25 protein-coding genes and 1 tRNA gene are annotated in these 22476 nt (G+C 65.5%); 16 read left to right on the forward strand and 10 right to left on the reverse strand.

Annotated elements, in window-relative coordinates; translation table 11 throughout:
- Positions 1 to 7 precede the first annotated feature (7 nt).
- Both mshD and M1D32_RS06000 read right to left on the reverse strand, forming a co-directional pair.
- Positions 8 to 976 (reverse strand): mycothiol synthase, encoded by a 969-nt coding sequence (gene mshD, locus M1D32_RS05995; RefSeq protein WP_458781409.1) that lies wholly within the window; start codon positions 974 to 976, stop codon positions 8 to 10.
- Positions 977 to 1025: 49 nt separating this feature from the next.
- A complete protein-coding gene (locus M1D32_RS06000) occupies positions 1026 to 1724 on the reverse strand; it encodes a winged helix-turn-helix transcriptional regulator (protein WP_163161846.1) in 699 nt (232 codons plus the stop codon).
- Positions 1725 to 2060: 336 nt separating this feature from the next.
- On the opposite strand from M1D32_RS06000, the gene M1D32_RS06005 reads away from it, so the two are divergent.
- The 4 genes from M1D32_RS06005 (at position 2061) to M1D32_RS06020 (ending at position 5221) form a co-directional block, all read left to right on the forward strand.
- Entirely contained in the window at positions 2061 to 2828 is a 768-nt protein-coding gene (locus M1D32_RS06005) for a permease (RefSeq protein WP_458781410.1), read from the forward strand.
- 169 nt (positions 2829 to 2997) lie between these two features.
- Positions 2998 to 3606 (forward strand): nitrobindin family protein, encoded by a 609-nt coding sequence (locus M1D32_RS06010; protein ID WP_458781411.1) that lies wholly within the window; start codon positions 2998 to 3000, stop codon positions 3604 to 3606.
- Between the two features lie 98 nt (positions 3607 to 3704).
- The gene (gene ygfZ, locus M1D32_RS06015; RefSeq protein WP_458781412.1) at positions 3705 to 4790 is read left to right on the forward strand and encodes a CAF17-like 4Fe-4S cluster assembly/insertion protein YgfZ; all 1086 of its coding nucleotides are present in this window, start codon (positions 3705 to 3707) and stop codon (positions 4788 to 4790) included.
- Positions 4787 to 5221, forward strand: a complete 435-nt coding sequence (locus M1D32_RS06020) for an ankyrin repeat domain-containing protein (RefSeq protein WP_458781413.1) — start codon at positions 4787 to 4789, stop codon at positions 5219 to 5221. The genes ygfZ and M1D32_RS06020 overlap by 4 nt, the downstream gene beginning before the upstream one ends.
- 72 nt (positions 5222 to 5293) lie before the next feature.
- Here M1D32_RS06020 and M1D32_RS06025 read toward each other — a convergent pair whose 3' ends face one another.
- The 5 genes from M1D32_RS06025 to M1D32_RS06045 all read right to left on the reverse strand — a co-directional run bounded on the left by M1D32_RS06025 (position 5294) and on the right by M1D32_RS06045 (position 9413).
- Positions 5294 to 6010, reverse strand: coding sequence for a GNAT family N-acetyltransferase (locus M1D32_RS06025; RefSeq protein WP_458781414.1), 717 nt, complete (start codon positions 6008 to 6010; stop codon positions 5294 to 5296).
- Between the two features lie 81 nt (positions 6011 to 6091).
- Entirely contained in the window at positions 6092 to 7117 is a 1026-nt protein-coding gene (locus M1D32_RS06030) for an ATP-dependent 6-phosphofructokinase (protein ID WP_050054289.1), read from the reverse strand.
- Positions 7118 to 7300: 183 nt separating this feature from the next.
- Positions 7301 to 7558, reverse strand: a complete 258-nt coding sequence (locus M1D32_RS06035) for a PspC domain-containing protein (protein ID WP_458781415.1) — start codon at positions 7556 to 7558, stop codon at positions 7301 to 7303.
- 3 nt (positions 7559 to 7561) lie between these two features.
- On the reverse strand, positions 7562 to 7846 hold the full coding sequence (locus M1D32_RS06040) for a hypothetical protein (RefSeq protein WP_458781416.1): 285 nt from the start codon (positions 7844 to 7846) through the stop codon (positions 7562 to 7564).
- A gap of 1 nt (position 7847) precedes the next feature.
- Complete coding sequence (locus M1D32_RS06045; RefSeq protein WP_458781417.1) at positions 7848 to 9413, reverse strand: PspC domain-containing protein; 1566 nt, start codon at positions 9411 to 9413, stop codon at positions 7848 to 7850.
- 124 nt (positions 9414 to 9537) lie between these two features.
- Between M1D32_RS06045 and M1D32_RS06050 the strand changes: the two genes are divergently transcribed.
- Positions 9538 to 10983 (forward strand): ATP-binding protein, encoded by a 1446-nt coding sequence (locus tag M1D32_RS06050; protein WP_458781418.1) that lies wholly within the window; start codon positions 9538 to 9540, stop codon positions 10981 to 10983.
- On the forward strand, positions 10980 to 11669 hold the full coding sequence (locus tag M1D32_RS06055) for a LuxR C-terminal-related transcriptional regulator (protein ID WP_458781419.1): 690 nt from the start codon (positions 10980 to 10982) through the stop codon (positions 11667 to 11669). The genes M1D32_RS06050 and M1D32_RS06055 overlap by 4 nt, the downstream gene beginning before the upstream one ends.
- Before the next feature lie 154 nt (positions 11670 to 11823).
- Here M1D32_RS06055 and M1D32_RS06060 read toward each other — a convergent pair whose 3' ends face one another.
- The gene (locus M1D32_RS06060) at positions 11824 to 13059 is read right to left on the reverse strand and encodes a pyridoxal phosphate-dependent aminotransferase (RefSeq protein WP_458781420.1); all 1236 of its coding nucleotides are present in this window, start codon (positions 13057 to 13059) and stop codon (positions 11824 to 11826) included.
- A 279-nt stretch (positions 13060 to 13338) separates the two neighbouring features.
- Between M1D32_RS06060 and M1D32_RS06065 the strand changes: the two genes are divergently transcribed.
- The 9 genes from M1D32_RS06065 to rplL all read left to right on the forward strand — a co-directional run bounded on the left by M1D32_RS06065 (position 13339) and on the right by rplL (position 19873).
- Positions 13339 to 13411 (forward strand) — tRNA-Trp (locus M1D32_RS06065).
- An 82-nt stretch (positions 13412 to 13493) separates the two neighbouring features.
- Complete coding sequence (gene secE, locus M1D32_RS06070; protein WP_104042553.1) at positions 13494 to 13778, forward strand: preprotein translocase subunit SecE; 285 nt, start codon at positions 13494 to 13496, stop codon at positions 13776 to 13778.
- A gap of 114 nt (positions 13779 to 13892) precedes the next feature.
- Positions 13893 to 14696 carry a transcription termination/antitermination protein NusG gene (gene nusG / locus M1D32_RS06075; protein WP_458781421.1) on the forward strand — a complete coding sequence of 268 codons (804 nt, stop codon included), beginning with the start codon at positions 13893 to 13895 and terminating at the stop codon, positions 14694 to 14696.
- Positions 14697 to 14825: 129 nt separating this feature from the next.
- Complete coding sequence (rplK, locus tag M1D32_RS06080) at positions 14826 to 15257, forward strand: 50S ribosomal protein L11 (RefSeq protein ID WP_003803853.1); 432 nt, start codon at positions 14826 to 14828, stop codon at positions 15255 to 15257.
- 183 nt (positions 15258 to 15440) lie between these two features.
- On the forward strand, positions 15441 to 16148 hold the full coding sequence (rplA, locus tag M1D32_RS06085) for a 50S ribosomal protein L1 (RefSeq protein ID WP_458781422.1): 708 nt from the start codon (positions 15441 to 15443) through the stop codon (positions 16146 to 16148).
- Between the two features lie 131 nt (positions 16149 to 16279).
- Positions 16280 to 17416 carry a GNAT family N-acetyltransferase gene (locus M1D32_RS06090; RefSeq protein WP_458781423.1) on the forward strand — a complete coding sequence of 379 codons (1137 nt, stop codon included), beginning with the start codon at positions 16280 to 16282 and terminating at the stop codon, positions 17414 to 17416.
- A 7-nt stretch (positions 17417 to 17423) separates the two neighbouring features.
- Positions 17424 to 18542 (forward strand): GNAT family N-acetyltransferase, encoded by a 1119-nt coding sequence (locus tag M1D32_RS06095; RefSeq protein WP_458781424.1) that lies wholly within the window; start codon positions 17424 to 17426, stop codon positions 18540 to 18542.
- Positions 18543 to 18837: 295 nt separating this feature from the next.
- Positions 18838 to 19419, forward strand: a complete 582-nt coding sequence (gene rplJ, locus M1D32_RS06100) for a 50S ribosomal protein L10 (protein ID WP_228404034.1) — start codon at positions 18838 to 18840, stop codon at positions 19417 to 19419.
- Between the two features lie 76 nt (positions 19420 to 19495).
- Positions 19496 to 19873, forward strand: a complete 378-nt coding sequence (gene rplL / locus M1D32_RS06105) for a 50S ribosomal protein L7/L12 (RefSeq protein WP_050054302.1) — start codon at positions 19496 to 19498, stop codon at positions 19871 to 19873.
- Between the two features lie 70 nt (positions 19874 to 19943).
- Here rplL and M1D32_RS06110 read toward each other — a convergent pair whose 3' ends face one another.
- Together M1D32_RS06110 and M1D32_RS06115 are read right to left on the reverse strand one after the other, a co-directional pair.
- Complete coding sequence (locus M1D32_RS06110) at positions 19944 to 20519, reverse strand: aminoacyl-tRNA deacylase (RefSeq protein WP_458781425.1); 576 nt, start codon at positions 20517 to 20519, stop codon at positions 19944 to 19946.
- On the reverse strand, positions 20519 to 21718 hold the full coding sequence (locus M1D32_RS06115) for an acetyl-CoA C-acetyltransferase (RefSeq protein WP_458781426.1): 1200 nt from the start codon (positions 21716 to 21718) through the stop codon (positions 20519 to 20521). Before M1D32_RS06115 ends, M1D32_RS06110 begins: the two co-directional genes overlap by 1 nt.
- A gap of 244 nt (positions 21719 to 21962) precedes the next feature.
- Between M1D32_RS06115 and M1D32_RS06120 the strand changes: the two genes are divergently transcribed.
- Positions 21963 to 22460, forward strand: a complete 498-nt coding sequence (locus M1D32_RS06120) for a hypothetical protein (RefSeq protein WP_458781427.1) — start codon at positions 21963 to 21965, stop codon at positions 22458 to 22460.
- Positions 22461 to 22476 lie beyond the last annotated feature (16 nt).

Below are 22476 nucleotides of genomic sequence, written 5' to 3' on the forward strand. Positions count from 1 at the left end.
GATTGGACTAACCCGCCGCCGGGCCGTACATCACGTCCATGTCCCAGCGCGTGAAGCCCAGCCGCCGGTAGAGGGAGACCGCCGGGGTGTTGTCGGCGTCGACGTACAGCATGACCGCGTGCAGCCCCAGGCCCTGCAGGTATTTGATGCCCGCCACCGTCAGGGCTTTGCCCAGGCCCGAACCCTGGGCTTCCGGGCTCACACCCACCACGTAGATTTCACCGATGGCGGGGTGGGTGCCGTGGCTGGGATGCACCTTGGTCCAGTGGTATCCCAGCAGCCTGCCGTTCCCGTTCACGGCAAGGAGGAAGCCGGCGGGATCAAACCAGTCCTCAGCCATCCGGGCATCAAGGTCGGTGCGGGTGAGGCTGCCCTGCTCCGGGTGGTGGGAAAACGCGGCGCGGTTCGCCGCCAGCCAGGCGTCTTCATCCTGTCCGGGCACGAACGCGCGGATCGAAACGCCGTCCGGAAGGGAGGCGTCGGGAAGGTCCGCCGCCGCCGTCGTCATCCGCATCTTCCACAGCTCCCGCACCGGAATGAAGCCGTAGCGGGAGGCGAGGTCTGCCGCCGCCTCGTGGTTACCGTGGGACCAGGCCTTAAGTCCCTGCAGCCCCCGCCGGTCCTGAAGGGCACCAACGAGGCGGTCGGCGACCCCCTGGTTGCGGTAGCTGGGGTGCACGGCGATTTCAACCACACCGTTGCCGTCCTGTTCTTCGACCACCGCGGCGAAACCGGCAAGGTCCTGGCCGGAGGACGGATCAGAGTCCTCGTCCGGCGCATAGAGCGCCAAGGTCAGCAGCTTGTGTTCCGCGGAATCCCCGGCGCGCATGCTGATGAGGGTCTGCTCCGAGATGGACGGGTTGCCGTCCGACTCTTCCGCGGCGGCCAGGAGATCGCTGCAGTCCTTCAGGAGCTGCCGGTCAACCCCGCCTTGAACAACATGGACGGGCCACTTCTCAGGGTGCGCTGGAGTCATGAGGCAAGGCTATACGGGATCGCCGGCGGCCGGACGGCGGCCGCCGGGCTCAGGCTTCCGTCAGCTCGTCTTCCTGCTGCCGGACCAGCGTGAGCCGGTAGCCGACGTTGCGGACAGTGCTGATGAGGTTTTCATGGTCGGCGCCCAGCTTGGCGCGCAGGCGCCGGACGTGGACGTCCACGGTGCGGGTGCCGCCGTAGTAGTCGTAGCCCCACACCTCGGTGAGCAGCTGCTGCCGGGTGAACACCCGGCCGGGGTGCTGCGCCAGGTACTTCAGAAGCTCGAATTCCTTGAATGTCAGGTTCAGGGGTGCCCCGTTCACGCGGGCGGTGTAGCTCGCCTCATCGATGACGACGCCGGCGGCGCGGATCTCCGAGGGCGTGTCCTCCTGCTCGGGGACGGCCCGGGCGACGGACAGCCGGATGCGGGCCTCAACCTCGGCGGGCCCGGCGGATTCCAGCACGATGTCGTCCACGGCCCACGCGGAGGAGACGGCAGCCATGCCACCTTCGGTGAGGATCAGCACCAGCGGGGCGCTCAGGCCGGTGGCCTTCAGGAGCTGGGTGAGGGAACGGGCACCCACCAGGTCCTTGCGGGCGTCCAGCAGCACAATGTCGCAGGGGTCCGTCTCCAGCAGGGCGGTCGGCTCCGCGGGCAGGATGTGGACCCGGTGGTTCAGCAATTCCAAGGCAGGCAGAATGTCTACCGAAGAACCGGTGCTGTTCGTCAGTAACAGGATGTGCGACATTGTTCCTCCAAGGGCCGTCCGCGCATCGTTGGGCGACTGAACCGGATTTTCACCGGCCGGTACTGGCTCCCTGCCCCGGTTTGGGACTCTGCCAATGACAGCGGTCCGGCCACTTCAGCAGGGAACGTAGCTGAGCTCCGAGTATACCCTCAGGCCCCGCCGGCGCCACGGATTCGTCCCCGATCAGGCTACGTTTTGCGACATAAGCCGTTCACATAGGGCAGGATTGTGGCAGGGCCCGATGCCCTGCCACTGGGGGCGGACCGCCTTCCAAGGTCAACGCAGGATGGGATGCAGCGCAGTGAGTGCACAGACTAAGCCCGGGCCGGGATCCGTATGACGGCGGAACTGCAGGCCCCCGTGCGCTCCCTGGGCTCGTGGACCATCGGGGTGGTGGGCATCGCCGGGCTGGCGGCCATCATCGCAGCGGTCTACATGTCCCGCGAGGCCCTTGTGGCTGTTGCCGTGGCCAGCGCGGCCGCGGTGGGCATCGGCTGGCCGCACTTCCTCCGGATTCCCGCCAAAAAGACGCTCGCGGCGGTCATCGCCTTGGCCGGTGCCGGGTCGGCGCTCGCTGCCGCCTACGCTCCTGCTCCCGGCTACCTTGACTGGACACCGCCCTTTATTGCACTGGGAATCATGGCGGTTTTTGTGGTGCAGCTCATCCGTGGAACAGGGCAGGCGCAACGGCTGGAATCAACGCTTGGCTGCTCGGCCGGAGTGCTGCTCGCCTGCCTGGGTGCGGGCTGGATCGCCGGTGCCCGGTTCAACGGGGTACGGGAGATGCTGCTGGTGGCGGCCATCAGCGCCGCAGTTGCCCTGTTGGCAGGATTGATCAGGTGGCCGGACAGTATTGTTGCGCCCCTGGGCATCGTCCTTGCGGGCCTTGCCGGTCCGCTGGCCGGGCTGGTGCTCTCCGATATCGAAGTCCTGCCGGCGGCGATTTTTGGCGTGGTGGTGGGTGCGGTCCTGGTCAGCTTCCGCCGGCTCGTGACACTCCGCGGCGCTCCAATTAATGTTCCTGCTGCCCTTAGCATGGGGCTGGCGCCTGTCTCGGCGGTGGGTTCCCTGGCTTACTTCATAGACAAACTCCTCATCTACTAACGCGTTAGGATGGCATCATGTCCGTACTTGCTTTTGAAATCTTCTTCCTTGTCCTGCTCGGCATCGCCAGCCTGTCCATGGCATGGTTTGCCGGCTTTGTGGTCTACCGCCTGTTCAAAGGCCAAAAGTAGACCCTTTCCGGAGCTAGCCGTTTCCCGAGGTAATTGCTGTGCCTATTGAGATTCCCACCGACCTGACCCCAGAACTTGTCCCCCTATCCTGGCTCATTGGTGAGTGGGAGGGCCGCGGCCGGTTGGGTACAGGGGACGAGGACTCGGAACACTTCCTGCAGCACGTGTCCTTCACCCACAACGGGTTGCCCTATCTCCAGTACCGCGCGGAGAGCTGGTTGACGGACGACGACGGCACGCGCCTGCGGCCGCTGACCGTTGAGACCGGCTTCTGGGCACTGGAGCGCAAGCAGCTGGATGCCGACGGCGGCCCTGGCCTGATCCCGGCGGACATCGTTCCCGCATTGAAGAGTGCCGATGAGGTGGAAGCCCTCCGCAACAGCGAGGGCGGCTTTGACATCTCGGTGTCCATTTCTCATCCCGGCGGCATCTCGGAGCTGTACTACGGACAGATCAAGGGACCGCAGATCCAGCTCACCACGGATATGGTGATGCGCGGGAGCCACTCAAAGGACTACAGCGCCGCCACCCGTATCTTCGGCCTGGTGGACGGGAACCTGCTGTGGCGCTGGGATGTCGCCGTTGGCGGCAAAGAGGGCAAGGGGCTGGAAGCGCACGCTTCCGCCTTCCTCAAGAAAGTCGCCTGACCCCTCGGGTCATCCCGAGCGACAAGCCGTCGGCCGGCAAACCGGGCCGGATATTGAGAATCCGGAATACTGCCGACCTCCAAGGACTTCTACTACATATGACTACTCCCAGCCCTCTGCTGTCGCGCCCTGGAGCCGTTGAGGCCAGCGGCGCGGACGCCGGCGTCGCATCCCACTATGGCGAGCCGCTGCGCGAGCAGCGCGCACTCGCCGCCGGTACCGCCGTCGTCGACCTTTCCCACCGCGGTATTGTCACCGTCGCCGGCCCGGACAGGCTGACCTGGCTCAACACCCTCTCCTCGCAGCAGGTGGCCGGCCTTCAGCCCGGGGAGTCAAGTGAACTTCTCCTCCTAAGCGTCCAAGGCAGGATCGATTTCGACGCCCGGGTGATTGACGACGGCGCCACCACCTGGCTGATCGTTGAGGCCGCCGAAGCAGCTCCCTTGGCAGAATTCCTGAACCGGATGAAGTTTATGCTGCGCGTGGACATTTCAGACGTCTCCGCCGACTATGCCGTCGTGGGCAGCACTAAATCCGTTCCGGAGTGGTCGGAGCTGCTGGTGTGGCAGGACCCCTGGCCCAACGTGGCGGTGGGCGGCTACTCCTATGCCACCGTTCCGGAAGCCAGCCATCCAGGGCTGGAGCGGCCCTGGTTTGAGTACCTGGTTCCGGCCGCAGACTTGGAACAGCGGGTAGCCGACCGCCAGCTGGCCGGAGTCCTCGCAGCGGAAGCGCTGCGGCTGGCGGCGTGGCGCCCCCGGATCGGCGCTGAAACCGATGACAAGACCATTCCGCATGAGCTGGACCTCCTCCGCACGGCAGTACACCTGGCCAAGGGCTGCTACAAGGGACAGGAGACGGTCGCGCGCGTGCACAACCTCGGGCACCCGCCGCGCCGGCTCGTGTTCCTCCAGCTGGATGGATCGCAGCACACCCTGCCCCAGGCCGGAAGCCCGGTGCTGGTGGGGGAGCGGAAGGTGGGGACGGTCACCTCGGTTGCCCAGCATTACGAGATGGGCCCGGTTGCCTTGGCAGTCATAAAGCGTTCCGTGGGTGCGGATGAAATACTGACGGTCCTGGACGGCGAGGAGCCTTATCCTGCCGCCCAGGAACTTATCGTTGCCCCCGACGCCGGCCAGGTAGTGGGGCGCCAGACCGGATTCCTCAAGGGGCCACGCTCATGACTGACAACGCCGGAACCAACACCGTGCCATCGGACCCGCCTGCGGACCAGGGAGGGCCCGACGAGGAGGCCGTGGCTTTGGCGCATACGCTCTTCCAGGCGGCCAGGGAAGGGGACACTGCGCTGCTGCATGCCTATCTCGACGCCGGCGCTCCCGCCACCTTGACCAATTCCGCCGGCGATTCGCTCCTGATGCTCGCTGCCTACCATGGTCACGCGGAGGCCGTTCAGCTCATTTTGAAACACGGCGCCGAGGCCGACACCGCCAATGACCGCGGCCAGACTCCGCTCGCCGGGGCGGCGTTCAAGGGCTACACCGACGTTGCCCGGGTCCTGCTGGATGCCGGAGCGGACCCGGACGCGGGTTCGCCCACAGCACGGGCCGCCGCCCAGATGTTCGCGCGCCAGGAGATCCTGGATCTCCTGGGCTAGTGGACGCAGCCGTCGCGGGCTTCTTTGCGCTGCCCAGCCGTTCAGGGCTGGGGCAACAGCGGGCACGCGCGGCTAGCCCAGGTGGACGCTGGTCTGGATCCCGCCGGCTGACAGCCCAAGCTTCCGGGCCAGCGCCAGGGACCCGGTGTTGCTGACGTCCGTCCGCCACTGCAACGTAAGGCCGGCTGACAGTGCCTCGTGGGCAGCAATGGAGACGGCGAGCGAGCCCAGGCCCCGGCGCCGCCATTCCGGGTCCACCAGCACGCCCAGGTGGGCCAGCAGGCCCACCCACTCGGAGTAGGCGCCGCAGGCCAGCGGCACCCGGCGCCCGTCCACTTCGTGGACGATGGTGTAGCGGTTGTCGAGGTCGGACAGGCCAACCTCGTTGACGTCATCCGGCGGGCAGCGGCCCTCCAGCTCGATGGCCTCCGGGTTGCCGTGCGACACCGTCATCTCTTTCGAGGGTTGCTGCAGGGGCAGGTCGTCCGCGAAGAACAACGCCGCGGCACCCAGGCCGTGGCCGCCGTGGGACCGGGTCAGCGTCAGGAGCGTGACATGCTGGGCCATCTCGGCATCGGGAATGCCCTCGGCGGCATCAATGACCCACTGCGGGCCTACCAGTGCCGAACTGCCGAAGAGCCGCACGAACTCCACGGTCCGCGCCGATTCGTCGGCGCGGACAATCCGCTCCCCGGAGGCCAGGGCAGTTCCGAAGGCGTCGTCGTCAAGTCCCAGGCGCCGGGCCCAGGCAAGCTGGATGATGGCGGCGGAACCGGGGTCTAGTGTCATAGTCCCAGCCTAGGGCGGGCAAGTGGCCCCGCCGAGCAGGACACCTCAGCCGAACAGGGCACCTCAGCCAAGCAGGGCACCTCAGCCGAACAGGACGGCGGCTTCGTCGTAGCGCTTCTGCGGAACGGTCTTGAGCTGGCCGAGGGCTTCCTGGAAACCCACGTGCTCAATGTCCGTGCCCTTCAGTGCCACCATGGTGCCCCAGTAGCCTTCCACCACTGAGTCGATGGCCGCCATGCCCAGGCGGGTGGCCAGGACGCGGTCGAAGGCGGACGGCACTCCGCCGCGCTGGATGTGGCCCAGGATGGTGGCACGGGTTTCGATGCCGGTGCGGGCTTCAAGTTCGGGAGCGAGCTGGTCGGCGATGCCGCCCAGGCGGGGCCGGCCGAAGGTGTCCAGGCCGCGTTCGGAGTGCGGGGTTTCCATGTGCTCGGGAACGAAGCCTTCGGCCACCACCACCAGCGGTGCGCGGCCGCGGGCATGGGCTTCCTTCACCCACTCGGTGATCTGGTCGATGCTGACCTTCTGCTCCGGGATCAGGATGGCGTGGGCGCCGGCCGCCATGCCGGCGTGCAGCGCGATCCAGCCGACGTGCCGGCCCATGACTTCGGCGATCATGCAGCGGTGGTGTGATTCGCCGGTGGTCCGGAGCCGGTCGATGGCTTCGGTGGCGATCTGGACGGCGGTGTCAAAGCCGAAGGTGTAGTCGGTGGCGTCGAGGTCGTTGTCCACCGTCTTGGGAACGCCCACGATTTTCAGGCCGGCGTCGGTGAGGCGCTTGGCCGCTGCCAGGGTTCCCTCACCGCCGATGGCGATGATGGCGTCAATGCCGAGGCGGTCCATGTGGGCTTTGATGACCTCGGGGCCGCCGCCGTTTTCGAACGGGTTGGTGCGCGAGGTGCCAAGGATGGTGCCGCCCTGTTTGGCGATGCCGCGGACCATGGTGCGGGGGATGTCGATGATGTCGCCCTCGACGACACCGCGCCAGCCGTCAAGGAAACCCACGAATTCGTGACCGTGGATGGCAATGCCTTTGAGGACGGCTCCGCGGATCACGGCGTTCAGTCCGGGGCAGTCGCCACCGCTGGTGAGAATTCCAATTTTCATGTCTCGGCTCAAATCCTGGAGAGAAGGTGTACAGGCAGAGCGCCACGCTGAGCTCACATAGAGTCTAGTGGGGGGTGTGGGGTACGACACAAACCGGTTACAAAAGGCCCGGTCGGGGATCAAGCGGCGCAAAAGAGAAGTGTCCCGCTCGCAAGGCGAGCGGGACACTTTCTTGTTGGGCTCTCAGGGACGGTTGAGCGACCGGCGGTCGAGGAACGTCTGGAGCGGGATGACGTTGCGCTGGTCCGGCAGGACCACCCAGGCCATGAGGTAGAAGATAACGGCCGGTCCGGGCAGCAGGCAGAAGAGGAGGAAAGCGATGCGGACATAGGCCACGTCCACGTTGAGCTTGGCGGCGATGCCTCCCAGAACGCCTCCCAGCCAGCGCTGCGGTCCGCGTTTCAGGCCAAGGCCCCTGACGATGCTGAAAAACTTGTCCATGGCTTAAGACTTCCCTGTTGTAGGACTGTTGTCACGTTTCCGGGCGGAGAGGAGTCCGCCGATCACCAGGGCCGCGCCGGCTCCGATCATGAGCCCTATCACCACGTAGGTTCCGTTCAGGGTGACGATGCCCAGCTGCGCGATGATGATCAGGGCGGCGAGGGCCAGAACGATCAGTCCCCAGACCACCGTTCCCACCCGCGCCCCGGACGGAGGGGCAGAGTCGGTGCGTGCCGTCGTCGTGCTTCCCGGAACGTACGGGTCCGGGTCCGGAGTGTGGCTGCTCATGTCAGTTACCTTCCTTGATGATGACGTTGCTGACGGTGCCGTCGATCTGGATCACCAGGGGGCTGCCGGGCTTGTCGGTGTTGTAGCTGCTTTCCCGTGTGGTGGTCCCGCCGCGCTGGCTCCCGCCTTCGGTCAGGTTGCCGAGGGTCATGTCCGCCCTGATTTCCACGGGCACGGTGTCGGGAATGACCACCGTGACGTTGCTGGCCGTGAAGTCCAGCGGGACCAGGACCTCTGACTGGAGCGGGGCGCTTCCGGCCAGTGCTGTCAGGTCAACGGTGCCGCGTCCTGCCGTGATGTTGAGCCCGTCGCTCGCCTGCTGGATGCTGGTGGGCGTCCAGTCGACCTGCTGGAAGCGGACCCGGTCGCCGTTGTTGCCCACCACGTTGAAGATTCCGCCGATGATCAGGGCCGCCACCGCGAAAAACGAGAGGATGCCGGAGGTCCGGCCGCGGAGGCCCAGGATGAGGATGCCGATGCCCAGGACGGCCGCTGCGCTGGCCCAGGCGATGGCGTTGGTGGAATCGCCAAGGTCAATGACGTTGGTTACGTCCAGTGCTTTCACTCCCGCGCCGACGATCAGGGCGCTGCCGGCGGCGATCGCGACAGCTGGCGTGCCGGGACCTGCGGGACGTACCTTCGGTGCAGGTGCGGGACCCTGCGGTTGCCGCGTGCCGCCGGTGCCCCCGTTGTTCCATCCGCTGCCCGACCCGCTGCCGCCGTACGGGCTGCCGGTAAAAGGACCGGTGCCCGCAACATCTGAGTAAGGGGGAGTGGTGCCGGTGGAAGTAGGCGTGGAGTACGCGGTGGCGCCGGGGTAGGCGGTCCCTGCGTAGGAGGTGGTGCCGGCCGCTGCGCCCGCCGGTGTTCCAACGGCCGCTTTGTTCCGCTGCGCCAGGTAGTAGATCAGGTAGATGGCGCCGCCAACCCAGAAGATGGTCCAGAGGAAGGCGCCGAAGCCCTGGTTGCCCCAGCCCCAGAAGCCGCCGCCCAGTCCGCTGAAGCCCAGGATAACGGCGATCAGGGAACCTGTCATGCCACTGGTCCATCGGCCGGCGCCGGCCTCCTGGACATGGATTCTGCCATCGGGCTCGGGCAGGAAGGCCCACGCCAGGCCGTAGGCAAGAACGCCGATGCCGGCGAAGAGGGTGAGGACAATGAAGACGCCGCGCACGATCAGCGGGTCGATGCCCATGCGGTGTGCGATGCCGCTGGAGACGCCGCCGATCCAGCGGTCCGGGCCGCGGGTGATGCCGTGGCTGCGGACCCAACCGAAGAAGTCCGTCTGCTGGCTGGGCATTCCTGCGTAGGCGTAGCTGCCGGTGTTCTGGCTGGAGCTGCTGTGGCTGGAGGAGGGTCCGGCCGACGGCTCGGCCGAGGGCCCGCCGTAGCTCTCCTGCGCCGGGTAATCCTGGGCGGAGTCCCGGGTGGAATCCTGCTCCGGATTCTGGTTCGACGCAGTTGGGGTGGCAGACGGCACCAGGGGCTCCGTGGGGTGTTCGTTTTCCCGCTTGGGGAGGGGTTCCGTTGGCTGGCCGTCGTCTGGGGTGGGGGTTTGCGAGTTCATACCTCGATCCTCCCGTCCGCGAGGCTTTGGCTGTACTGGGGGACACCCTGAACGTCCCCTGAGTGGCCCCCGGTTCCGGCCGGATTGCGGTCCGGGGAACCCTGATCCGTGCTTGGATTGAACCATGACAACCGTCCCCGCCCGCCCCCCGCTGGTCCGCCGCAGCGACCGCTTTATCGCGGGCGTGTGCTCTGGCCTGGCCGCGCATCTGGGGTGGCCGGTCCGCAACGTACGGGTGGCGATGGTCCTCGCTTCGCTGGCTGGCGGAGCCGGCGTCGTCTTCTATGCCTGGCTGTGGATCATGGTGCCCACCGCGGACGAAAGCGCCCGACGGCAGGCGCGCCGGCCGGCGTCGCCCATTGCACCGGCGGTAAGCCGCGAGCACGTTCCGGCCGCTGTTCATGGGACCGCGGCCCACGCCGGCCCCGGCGATGCCCTGGGAATGGCTCTGCCGGGAACGGCCCTGCCCGGAACGGCCGATGGCGGCCCTGGCCCTGCCGCAGTCCCTCCCGCCGGCGGCGGTTACCCGGCACCGGCGGAGGCCGCAGGAAACCTTTCCGAAGCCGCCAGGCCCTGGTTCAGGTTCCAGGACATGCGCTACGGCAAGGAGATCCTACTGGGAGTGGGGCTGCTCCTGGTCGCGGGCATCCTGGTCGCCCAGCTCCTGGGCGTGGACGTACCCCTGGGCACGCTGATCCCGGCAGCGGCAGTGCTTGGCGGTGCTTCCATCGCATGGATGCAGCTGGATGAAACCCGGCGTGCGGGGCTGGTGGATAAAACCAAAGCTGACCAGGCGGGTGGCTGGGCGCGGCTGGCGGCAGGCCTGGCCCTGGTGGTGGCGGGCGTTCTGGTGATGGTGTCCGGATCCGGTTCCTGGGAGCAGACGTGGCTGGCGCTGCTGGCGTCCGTGGCTGTCCTTGGCGGGGTGGTGCTGGTCCTGCTGCCGTGGGCGCTGAAGTTCTGGCGTGACCTGGAAGCGGAGCGCGCCGGCAGGATCCGGGAAACCGAGCGGGCCGAGATCGCCGCCCACCTCCACGACTCCGTGCTGCAGACGCTGGCCCTTATCCAGCGGCGGGCTGCCAATGAGCACGACGTCGTCCGGCTGGCCCGCGCACAGGAGCGGGAGCTGCGGGGTTGGCTGTTTGCGGATCCCGGCAAGGACGCGGGGCAGTTGTCGGACCGGATCAAGGCCGTAGCCGCCGAAGTGGAAGACCTGCTGGGCAACGCCGTCGAGGTGGTCAGCGTGGGGGATACGGCCGTCACCGAGGGCCATGAAGCGCTGATCCAGGCGAGCCGCGAGGCCATGCTCAACGCTTCCCGCCACGGCGGCGGGACCGTCTCGGTCTACCTGGAGGCAGCCGCAGGACGTGCGGAAGTCTTTGTCAAAGACCGGGGCCCGGGCTTTGAACTGCAGGACGTGCCGGAGGACAGGCTTGGGGTGCGGGAGTCGATCATCGGCCGGATGAACCGGCACGGCGGCACGGCGGCGATCACCAGTACCAGTGAAGGCACGGAGGTGCGGCTGGGCTTCCCCGCCGCGCCGGAGGACAGCACGGAAGGCAAACCATGAACGCAACGCAGGGAGCCGGTACCGGTCCCGTCCGAACCGCCAGGTCCGCCAGGGTGGTGATTGTGGACGACCATGCGATTTTCCGCTCGGGCCTGAAGGCGGACCTGGATCCGAGCATCCAGGTGGTGGGCGAGGCGGCGACGGTGGAGCAGGCCATCGCCGTGATCGCCCGGGAGCGCCCGGACGTGGTGCTGCTGGATGTCCACCTGCCTGGCGGCCTCGGGGGCGGGGGCCGCGAAGTCATCGCCGGCTCCGCTGGCCTGCTGTCCACCACCAGGTTCCTTGCCCTTAGCGTTTCGGACGCGGCAGAGGACGTTGTGGCTGTGATCCGGGCGGGAGCGCGCGGCTACGTCACCAAGACCATCTCGGGGGCAGAAATCACCGACGCCGTGTACCGGGTTGCCGGCGGGGACGCCGTCTTCTCGCCGCGGCTCGCAGGCTTCGTCCTGGACGCTTTTGGCACCGCCCCCGCAGACATCGCCGACGACGAACTGGACAAGCTCTCAGCCCGGGAGCTTGAGGTCATGCGCCTCATCGCCCGCGGCTACAGCTACAAGGAAGTGGCCAAGGAGCTGTTCATCAGCATCAAGACCGTGGAAACCCACGTGTCCGCCGTGCTCCGCAAGTTGCAGCTCTCCAGCCGGCACGAGCTCACCAAGTGGGCCGCCGAACGCCGCCTCCTCTAGCCGGGACGCTCTCTCCCTTGATGCGGCTTAAGGCGGAACGCTCTATCACTCTCCTGAAGAGAGTGATAGAGCGTTCCGGTTTTCCCTGCGTAAAGCGATAGAGCGTCCCGGGCTTTCCGACGTTAAATGAGAGAGCGTTTGGGTTTTTCCCGCGTTAAGTGAGAGAGCGTCCCAACTGGGCCTTGCCCAGGAAGTCCTGCAGGCGCTGCACGCCGGTGGCCAGGTCCTCGTCGCCCAGTGCGTAGGACAGGCGCAGGTAGCCGGAAGGGCCAAAAGCCTCACCCGGAACCACTGCCACCTCAACCTCATCCAGGATCAGGGCTGCGAGCTCGGCGGAGGTCTGCGGCGTGGCGGTACCCGACGCGGTCGGGAATTCCTTGCCCAGCAGCGCGCGGACGTCCGCGTACACGTAGAAGGCGCCCTTCGGCGTCGGGCATTCCACGCCTTCGATGGCATTCAGGCCGGCGACGATGGCCTTGCGGCGGCGGTCAAAGGCGACCTTCATTTCGTCGACGGCGGTCAGCGGGCCGGAGACGGCGGCGAGGGCGGCGACCTGGGGAATGTTGGAGACGTTGGAGGTGGCGTGGGACTGCAGGTTGGTGGCGGCCTTGATGACGTCGGCCGGGCCGATCATCCAGCCCACACGCCAGCCGGTCATGGCGTAGGTCTTGGCCACGCCGTTGAGGATAACCACTTTGTCGCCCAGTTCCGGGGCAGCTGTGGCGACGGAGGTGAAGGGAACGCCGTCGTAGGTCAGGTGCTCGTAAATCTCATCGGTGACCACCCACAGGCCCTTGGCGGCGGCCCACTTGCCGATCTCCGCCACCTGCTCCGGTGAATAGACGGAGCCGGTGGGGTTCGAGGGCGACACGAACAGCAGGATCTTCGTCCGGTCGGTCACCGCTGCTTCGAGCTGCTCCACCGTCACCAGGTAGTCCTGCTCAGGGCCGGCGAACACTTCCACGGGCACGCCGCCTGCGAGCCGGATGGCTTCCGGGTACGTGGTCCAGAACGGGGTGGGCACAATGACTTCGTCGCCCGGGTCAACCAGGGTGGCGAAGGTGTTGTAGACGGCCTGCTTGCCGCCGTTGGTCACCAGGACCTGGGAAGCGTCCACGGCGTAGCCTGAGTCCCGCAGCGTCTTCTCGGCGATGGCCTTCTTCAGCTCGGGCAGGCCGCCTGCGGGGGAGTAGCGGTGGTACTTGGGCTGGCCTGCGGCTTCAATGGCCGCCTGGACGATGTAGTCCGGGGTGGGGAAATCCGGTTCACCCGCGCCGAAACCAATGACCGGCCGGCCTGCTGCCTTCAGCGCCTTTGCCTTGGCATCAACGGCGAGGGTTGCGGATTCGGCAATAGCGGAAATGCGTTGGGAAACGCGGGCGGCAGGCATGGCGGGGTCCGTTCTTCGCTTGCAGCCCGGAGGCTGGAATGTGGGTTTCGACGTGATCTACTCTATGCTGTTCACCGGACCCTCCGGGTTGCCGGTTTTGATTTGTGACTGCCTGCCAGTCAAGGTCAATCCTGGCCAGCGGGGAGGGCCGAAAACGGGCTGGTTCGACGAACGCGAAGTTGTTGCGTAGACTGGTTCACCGGTGTTGAAAACACGGATGATGACGTGCGCCCCAGTGCAAGCTGGCGGTTGGTCGTCGGAGCGTGGAATTCACTCCATAGGGTAGTGGCGCAATTGGTAGCGCAGCGGTCTCCAAAACCGCAGGTTGCAGGTTCGAGTCCTGTCTGCCCTGCGCAAGCTGCCCCGGACGAAAATCCGGGGCAAGCGCAGCAACCATGGTTCTGATCAGGGCCGGGTAATCCAACATTGCAAAGATGAGCGAGGACCAGGTGACCGAAACAGCTGCCAGCAGCTCCAAGGGCCGCCCAGCTAAGAAGGACGCCAAGGCAAACTTCTTCGCCCGCATTGCGCTCTTCATCCGCCAGATCATCGGCGAGCTGAAGAAAGTTGTTGCACCAACCCGCAAGGAACTGATCAACTACACGCTCGTGGTGCTGGTGTTCGTTGGCATCATGATGATCATCGTCAGCCTGCTGGACCTCGGTTTTGGAACCGCTGTCAGCTGGATCTTCGGCGGTAGCGTCCCCACGGACAGCTAAGGCTGAACCGTCCGCAGGCCGCGTGTTCCGTCCGGGAAACCGGAGGGAAACACCGGTGTGCGGAATTGAGCCATTTAAATAGGCATGTTAGGCAATGAGGAAGCAGGAGACCAAGTGTCTGAGCAGGAGCTCGAGGTAACCGAGACTGAGCTGGAAGAGTCCGCGGACATCACGGCAGAAGCCGGTGACGAGTCTGAGGTTGATTCCTCCGCGCCCGAAGCCAGCGACGCCGGGTCTGAAGACGCTGAGGCGGACGACGCCGGCGCCGAGGAAGAGTCAACAGACGCCCTCGCAGCCGCCGCCGCCAAGGCCGATGTTGATCCCGCTGAGGAATTCAAGGCCAAGCTGCGCCGCCAGGAAGGTGACTGGTACGTCATCCACTCCTACGCCGGTTACGAAAACCGCGTGAAGGCCAACCTTGAAACCCGCATCCAGACCCTGGACATGGAAGATTACATCTTCGAGATCCAGGTGCCCATGGAAGAAGTCGTTGAGATCAAGAACGCTCAGCGCAAGGTCATCAACCGCGTCCGCATCCCCGGCTACGTGCTGGTCCGCATGGACCTGACCGACGCCTCCTGGGGCGCCGTCCGCCACACCCCCGGCGTCACCGGCTTCGTGGGCAACGCCCACAACCCCGTGCCGCTGCGCCTGGACGAAGTCTTCTCCATGCTCGCCCCGGTCTTCGAAGAAGAGCAGGCTGAGAAGGGCAAGCCGGTCAACAAGCAGAACCAGGCCCCCGTGGACGTGGACTTCGAAGTTGGCGAGTCCGTCATCGTCAAGGAAGGTCCTTTCGAGACCCTTCCCGCCACCATCTCCGAGATCAAGGTCGAATCCCAGACCCTCGTGGTGCTGGTTTCCATCTTCGAGCGCGAAACGCCGGTCACCCTGGCGTTCAACCAGGTCACCAAGATCTGAGACCCCAAAGAATTCGTCCCGGTGCTGCCCGCTTAGCGGCACCGGAACGGCCGGCCGCCTTGCCATGGCGGCCAAAAACCTGAGGCACGCTCCTGTGTCCCAGGACGTTATTGAGAGAAGGACCCTACATTGGCTCCCAAGAAGAAGGTCACCGGCCTCATCAAGCTGCAGATCCAGGCAGGTGCCGCTAACCCGGCTCCGCCGATCGGTCCTGCGCTTGGCCAGCACGGTGTCAACATCATGGAATTCTGCAAGGCGTACAACGCTGCGACGGAAGCCCAGCGCGGAAACGTCATCCCCGTGGAAATCACGGTCTACGAGGACCGTTCCTTCACGTTCATCACCAAGACCCCGCCGGCTGCAGAGCTCATCAAGAAGGCTGCAGGCGTTGCCAAGGGTTCAGCTACCCCGCACACCGTCAAGGTCGCCAAGCTGACCCAGGCCCAGGTCAACGAGATCGCTTCCACCAAGATGGAAGACCTCAACGCCACCAGCCTCGAAGGCGCAGCGAAGATCATCGCCGGCACCGCCCGCTCCATGGGCATCACCGTCGAGGGTTAATCCCCCCGCTGCCACATGTCGGGTTCGGGAAACCGATCACGACGACGGGCGGCACCGCCGGGCAACCGGCACCACCGAAATTGAAATGTTGGGAACCGGGCACGGATAACGAGCCCGCTCACCAACTGTGGCAGGGCCCAGCGCGGTCCGCAGACCACAACTGCACAAGGAGAAATAAGCAGCATGGCAAAGCGCAGCAAAGCATATGAGGCAGCAGCCGCCAAGATCGACGCGGAGAAGTTCTACGCGCCGTTCGAGGCAGTAACGCTGGCCAAGGACACCAACCCGTCCAAGTTCGACGCCACCGTTGAGGTTGCATTCCGCCTCGGCGTCGACCCCCGCAAGGCTGACCAGATGGTCCGCGGCACCGTCAACCTGCCCCACGGCACCGGTAAGACGGCCCGCGTCCTGGTTTTCGCCACGGGTGACAAGGCTGAGGCAGCAATCGCTGCCGGCGCCGACTTCGTTGGTTCCGATGACCTGATCGAAAAGATCGCAGCCGGCTGGACCGACTTCGATGCCGCCGTCGCCACCCCTGACCTCATGGGCAAGGTTGGCCGCCTCGGTAAGGTCCTGGGCCCGCGTAACCTGATGCCGAACCCGAAGACGGGCACCGTGACCCCCGACGTCACCAAGGCCGTCAACGACATCAAGGGTGGAAAGATCGACTTCCGCGTCGACAAGCACTCCAACCTGCACTTCATCATCGGCAAGGTGTCCTTCGACGTCATCAAGCTGGCTGAGAACTACGCAGCAGCACTGGAAGAGGTCCTTCGCCTGAAGCCGTCCGCTTCCAAGGGCCGCTACATCCAGAAGGCCACCGTTGCCACCACCTTCGGCCCCGGCATCTCCGTGGATCCGAACGTCACCAAGGTTCTGACCGAGGCCTAAATCCTCGTGTGAAGCCAACGCTTCGGATCCTTCCGTCGCGAACAAAAACCGCCCGGCACCCGTGCCGGGCGGTTTTTGTTTAACCCTGGAAACCATGCCCGAAGGGGCAGGGTCCTGCCTAAGCTGTAGGAATGGCCGAACCGGAGGTGGATCCATCCCTGCATGAAACCGTTGTGCTCGCAATAACCGAAGTGGACGTCCTGCAGTCCGGCGGCGAAACAGTTGCGGGTGCCCCGCGGGTGACCGCCGAATTTGAGGCGTGCCACGCTTTGCGGGAGGCCCACGAACGTGCTGCCTGGGGCAACTTGGACCGCTGCCCCATACTGCAGGAAGCTGCCGAGTTCTGGCTGGGCAACGAGTATGAGGAACGGCACCTGTACCTGGCGAGGCTTGGCGCGGACATTGTGGGCACGTGCTCGGTCACGCTCCCGCTGCGCGAGAATACCCATACCGCTGGCGTCGATGTCCTGGTTGCTCCTGTCCACCGGCGCCAAGGGTTGGGCCGTGCCCTTCTGAAGCATGCCGAGGCGATCGCCCGGGAGCGTGGCAGGACATCCCTTGACGCCTATCACGAGGTGCCGTTGGAGGCTGCGAACGGCTCCGCCTTGCTGCCGGCAAAATCCGGCTCGGGCGGCTTGCCGCTTGACGAGCCCGCGGTCGCTTTTGCCGTTGCTGCCGGCTATGAGCTGGAGCAGGTGGAACGGTCCAGCCGCCTCGCCCTGCCTGTGCCGCCGGAACACTTGGACCGGTTGGAGGCCGATGCCTCCGCTATGGCAGCGGAATACTCCATTAGCGGCTGGGACGACCACTGCCCCGAGGACCTGGTGCAGGCGTATGCCGAGCTCAAAGCGACCATGAGCACGGACGTTCCCACCGCCGGGCTGGACTGGGAACGTGAGGACTGGGACGTTGCCAGGGTCCGGGAAGAGGAAAACACGCTGATCCGCAGTGGGATTGAATCAGCAGTGACGGCGGCCGGGCACCGAGAGACGGGGCACCTGGCTGCTTACACCGTCCTGAACTGGCGCCCGGGCGTGCCGGACTCCATCGTGCAGCAGGACACCCTGGTCACCTCTGAACACCGCGGCCGCCGCCTGGGCATGCTGACCAAAGTGGCAAACCTGCGGCGGGCCCAGAGACGATGGCCGTCGGCGCGGTCGGTGCTGACATGGAATGCCAACGAAAACCAACATATGCTGGCCATAAATATCGCACTTGGATTCAAGCCCGCAGGTTATGAAGGCGAGTGGCAGAAACGGCTGGGATGATTCGCCTATGGCAAAAGACGTGAAGATCGAGCAGCTTTGGATTCCCGACTCACTGGACGCGCCGGACGCAGCGGACTTCCTTGCCGCCGTCGAGGTGGGGCGCAAAGTCAGGATGCAGACCTGGGGCAGCGATGACCTCGCCTATGGTCCCTTGGAGAAACTGCTCGAGTTCCAGGACCCGTACGAGCGCCAGCTCATTCTCGTAGCGAAGGTGGACGGGGAGATCGTGGGGACCGTCGATATCGCACTGCCCCTGACTGACAACCTGGACCTGGCCGAATTCACCCTCGATATCCTTCCCGAGTTCCAGCGCCAGGGAGTGGGCCGCCGGCTTCTCCAGGCCGCCGAACAGCTGGCCCGCGGCGAAGGGCGCACCATGATCCTGGTGGACACCAACCATCCGGGTGCCTCCCTCCATGAATTTGAGCGCGCCCAGTTGGTTCCGGGCTCGGGTCAGGGCTTCGTGCCGTTGGAGAGCCGCGAAGTGGAGTTCGCCCAGCGGACGGGGTACACACTTCAGCACATTGAGCAGTTCAGCTCATGCGCGTTGCCTCTGGACACCAAACTGGTGGCCGACCTCCAGGCGGAAGCAGACGCAGCCAATAACGGCCGCTACCGGCTACACCACTGGACGGACCGCTGCCCGGACCAGTGGCTGGAGGCCGTCGCGGCCCTCGAGAACCAGGCAGGGGCCGGCGTCGATCCCGCCCTGGAGCCTCCGGTTGAGCAGGACATGGTGCTCGACGGCGCCATCCTTCGTGAGGCCGAAGAGGTTGCCATCGCGCAGGGCAGGCGGACCGTGGTCACCGCCGTCGAACACCTCGCCTCGGGAACGCTCGTGGGCCTGACCACCATCACGGTACTGGCGCACCGCGCCGACGTCGTCTTCCAGGACGACACCCTGGTGCTGCAGGAGCACCGGGGGAACAAGCTGGGCCTGCTGATCAAGGTGGCCAACATGGAGCGGCTCACCGAGCAATTTCCCGATGCGCGGGTCATTTATACCTGGAACGCCCCGGAAAACAGGTACCTCCTGACCGTCAACCAGCAACTCGGTTTCCAGACGGCCGGAGTCACCGGGATCTGGCAAAAGGAGCTCCCGCACGTGCACACCAGCACCAGCTGATCCTGGATTTGGCGGACCGGGGGCTCTCCCCGTAGACTTGAAGGACCAAAGACCGTCGGTTGTTGGAAATCCACTCTCTCGAACATGGCTCAACTCTGCAGTTGTGCGCGGGAGAAGCAGTGGCTTTCTGGACGAAGGACCCTGAACGTAGGGCGGCCGGCGCAGGTGAACGAAGCAAAGCTCCACGGAATATCTGTGTTGAGCCAAGCCCCGTGCATCTGCGCGGGGCGTTTTTAGTTTTAGCTCACCTGAGCGGGGACCGTCGCATACCGGCACTATCCCCGGAAGGAGGGTTATGGCAACGCCTACCAAGGTTTCAGCAGTAGCTGAGATCACTAACGATTTCAAGGAATCGAACGCCGCTGTCCTGACCGAATACCGCGGGCTCACCGTTGCACAGCTCAAGCAGCTGCGTGTTTCTCTCGGCCAGGACACCAAGTTCGCGGTCGTCAAGAACACCCTGACCGCCATTGCAGCCAAGGAAGCCGGCGTTGAAGCATTCAACGACCAGCTCTCCGGCCCCACTGCAATCGCGTTCATCAAGGGTGACGCAGTTGCCGCTGCCAAGAGCCTGACGGATTTTGCCAAGACCAACAAGCAGCTCGTCATCAAGACCGGCTACTTCGAGGGCAAGGCACTGAACGCCAGCGAGGTTGCCGAACTGGCGGCCCTTGAGTCCCGCGAGCTGCAGCTCGCCAAGGTTGCAGGCGTCCTCAAGGCCCCTGCCGCCGCAGCTGCACGCATCATTGACGCACTGCGCCTCAAGCTTGAAGAAGAGAACGGTGCACCGGCAGCTGCCGAGGCACCCGCCGCTGAAGAAGCTCCCGCTGCCGAAGCTGAAGCCCCGGCCGAAGCTCCCGCAGCCGAAGAGAACTAATTCTCTTTACCCCACAAGACTCCGGTGTGAAGCACAGCCCGTGCCGCTGAACACCACAACAGGAAGGACGCCTACCATGGCGAAGCTCACCAACGAAGAGCTCATTGAAGCTTTCAAGGAACTGACCATCATCGAGCTCTCCGAGTTCGTCAAGCTCTTCGAAGAGACCTTCGAAGTTACCGCTGCTGCTGTAGCTGTTGCTGGCCCCGCCGGCGGCGGCGCTGCTGAAGAGGTTGAAGAGAAGACCGACTTCGACGTCGTCCTCGAAGCTGCCGGTGACAAGAAGATCGCAGTGATCAAGGAAGTTCGCGCCATCACTTCCCTGGGCCTCAAGGAAGCCAAGGACCTGGTTGACAGCGCTCCCAAGGCTGTCCTCGAAGGTGCAACCAAGGAAGCTGCCGAGAAGGCCAAGGAGCAGCTCGAGGCTGCAGGCGCCACCGTTACCCTCAAGTAACAACGCGTTTCCTCAAAAGCCCCGTCCACGTTTGTGGGCGGGGCTTTTTGCGTTCCCAGTTGAGGTTGGGTCAGGCGGGGTCGCTGATATCCGCGACGACGGCGCGCAGCGCTCCGGTGAGGGCATCGGCATCCACGAAGGCACTGTACCCGTGTGCACCTGCACCCATCGAGATCCTCCGGCCCGTGATGGTGGCATCGGCGTACACCGGCCAGCTGTTGGTGCTGCCCAGGGGTGTGATGGTGCCGCGTTCGTAACCGGTGGCATCCAGCGCCACGTGTGCGGGCGGCAGGGAGAGCTTGTTCACGCCCACGAGGTTCCGGAGCTTGGGCCAGGAGATCTGGCGGTCACCGGGAATGAGCGCAAAGAGGAACGAACCGTCCTTGTGCTTGACCACCAACGACTTCACGATGTCCGCGGGCATAATACCCAGGATGCCGGCCGCCTCCTCCAGGCTTTTGGCGGCCGGCCTTTCCACCACCTCGACCTGCAGGCCACGTGCGGCGGCGTCGGCCAGGAACCTGTCCCGGCCGGCGCCGTTTCCACTTCCCGCTCCACTATTGGCTTCCGTGTTACCGGGGGTTTCGGTGCCATCGGTTTCGGTGCCGCCCGTTCCGGTGCCGCCGGCCCCGGCTGCAGCCGCCATCAGTCGCGGTACAGCAGGAGGGCTTCGCCCTGCCCGCCGCCCCCGCACAAGGACACCGCAGCCTTACCTGTTCCCCGCCGCCTGAGCTCGTGCGCGGCATGTACTGCGAGGCGGGCCCCCGATGCGCCGATGGGGTGGCCCAAGGCGATGGCACCGCCGTGGATGTTGCACTTTTCAAGGGGGTAATCGAGGTCCTGCAGCGACTGGACCGCCACGGACCCGAACGCTTCGTTGATCTCGATAAAGTCCAGATCGGCCGTGGTCCAGCCCGCACGCCCCAGGGCGTTCTTAATGGCGTTGGACGGCTGGGAATGCAGCGAGTTGTCCGGCCCGGCAACCTGCCCGGGCTTGCCGACGACCGCCAAATATTCAAGCCCGTTCTCCTCGGCAAAGGCGCGGGAGGAGAGGACCAGGGCCGCGGCTCCATCAGACAGGGGAGAGGAGTTGCCGGCGGTAATGGTGCCGTCCGTGACGAACGCGGCCCGCAGTCCGGCCAGGGACTCGACGGAGGCATTCGGACGGACACCTTCATCAGCGGACACCACCAGGGGATCGCCCTTGCGCTGCTTGACGCTGAGGGGAACGATCTCGTCGTCGAAGGTGCCGTTCTTGGCGGCCAACGCTGCACGCTGGTGCGACTGGGCGGCCACGTTGTCCTGGGATGTCCTGTCGATCCCCAGCGCGAGGTTCCGGGTCTCGGTGGACAGCCCCATCGACTGCCCGTCGAAGGCATCCGTCAGCCCATCGTGTGCAGCCGCGTCCAGGGCCTGGATAGAGCCGTAGGTCCAGCCCTGCCGGGAACCGGGCAGCAGGTGCGGCGCCCGGGTCATGGACTCCTGCCCGCCTGCCACCACCACGGTTGCCTCGCCGCCGCGGATCATCCGGGCGGCGTCGATCACCGCGGTCAGCCCCGAGAGGCAGACCTTGTTCACGGTGACGGCAGGAACATTCCAGCCGATGCCCGCGCCGATGGAGCTCTGCCGTGCAGGGTTCTGGCCGGCACCCGCCTGGAGCACCTGTCCCATGACGACGGCCTCCACCTGGGCGGCGTCCACCCCGCTTGCCTCCAAGGCTGCCTTGATGGCGTGTGCCCCGAGCTCGACGGCGGTAAAGCTTGCCAGTTGGCCGTTGATGCGGCCCTGCGGTGTACGAACTGCTGCAAGGATGACAACGTCAGTGTTGTCTGCGGAGTTGCCCATGTTTATCTCTTCCGATCTGATCCGTTGTAGGCCACCAAGGCTATCGTGACGCTCGTCACCCATATATACAAACGCCCGGGTTCCCATCTGCATTCCGGGCAGTGCCAGGTTCCAACGACGGCAGCGGCGGGGGAGAAGTCCCCATCGCCGGGATGTGCGCGACGACGGCGGCTTGCGTAGGGTGGACGGCGGACACTTTTGCAGGGGGACAGCAGGCCCCTGCCCCGGGGACGGTTGGAGCAGCGTGAAAAAAATCCTGACCATGGCAGCGGCCTTCGGCCTTGCGTCGCTTACGGCCTGTTCCGTTGCCACTCCGGATCCCAACGCCGCCTCATCGGCGCCGGCTGCGGCTGAATCAAGCCCGGCAAACTCTCCCCGCTCCACCGCCTCCGCTGGAAGCGCCACGGATGCGCCGCCGTCGTCCGCTGCAGGGGGAGCCGCAGCCGGGGAAGCGAAAGGCGCCTGCGAACTCTTCAACGAGCTGATGGCGGAGTACAGGGCCGTCCCGGCCGATGACCCGGACGGCTTTGAGGATGTTTACCTGCGGGCCGAAGACGCCAAGGACGCAGCGGCCGGAGACCTCCAGGGGCTTTTTGCGTCACTGGGCCTGCTCGCTATCGACCATTCAGCCGCGGCGGAATCCGGCGGCGTACCGGCGCAGGAATCCCAGGACGCAGTCAGGGACGCCGTGTTTGCCAACGCCGGGACCTGCACGGCCGAAGGCGTCACCCTGCGGCTTTAGTCCCGTCTCCCGCAAA

The sequence above is a fragment of the Arthrobacter sp. D3-16 genome (genome assembly GCF_054408515.1).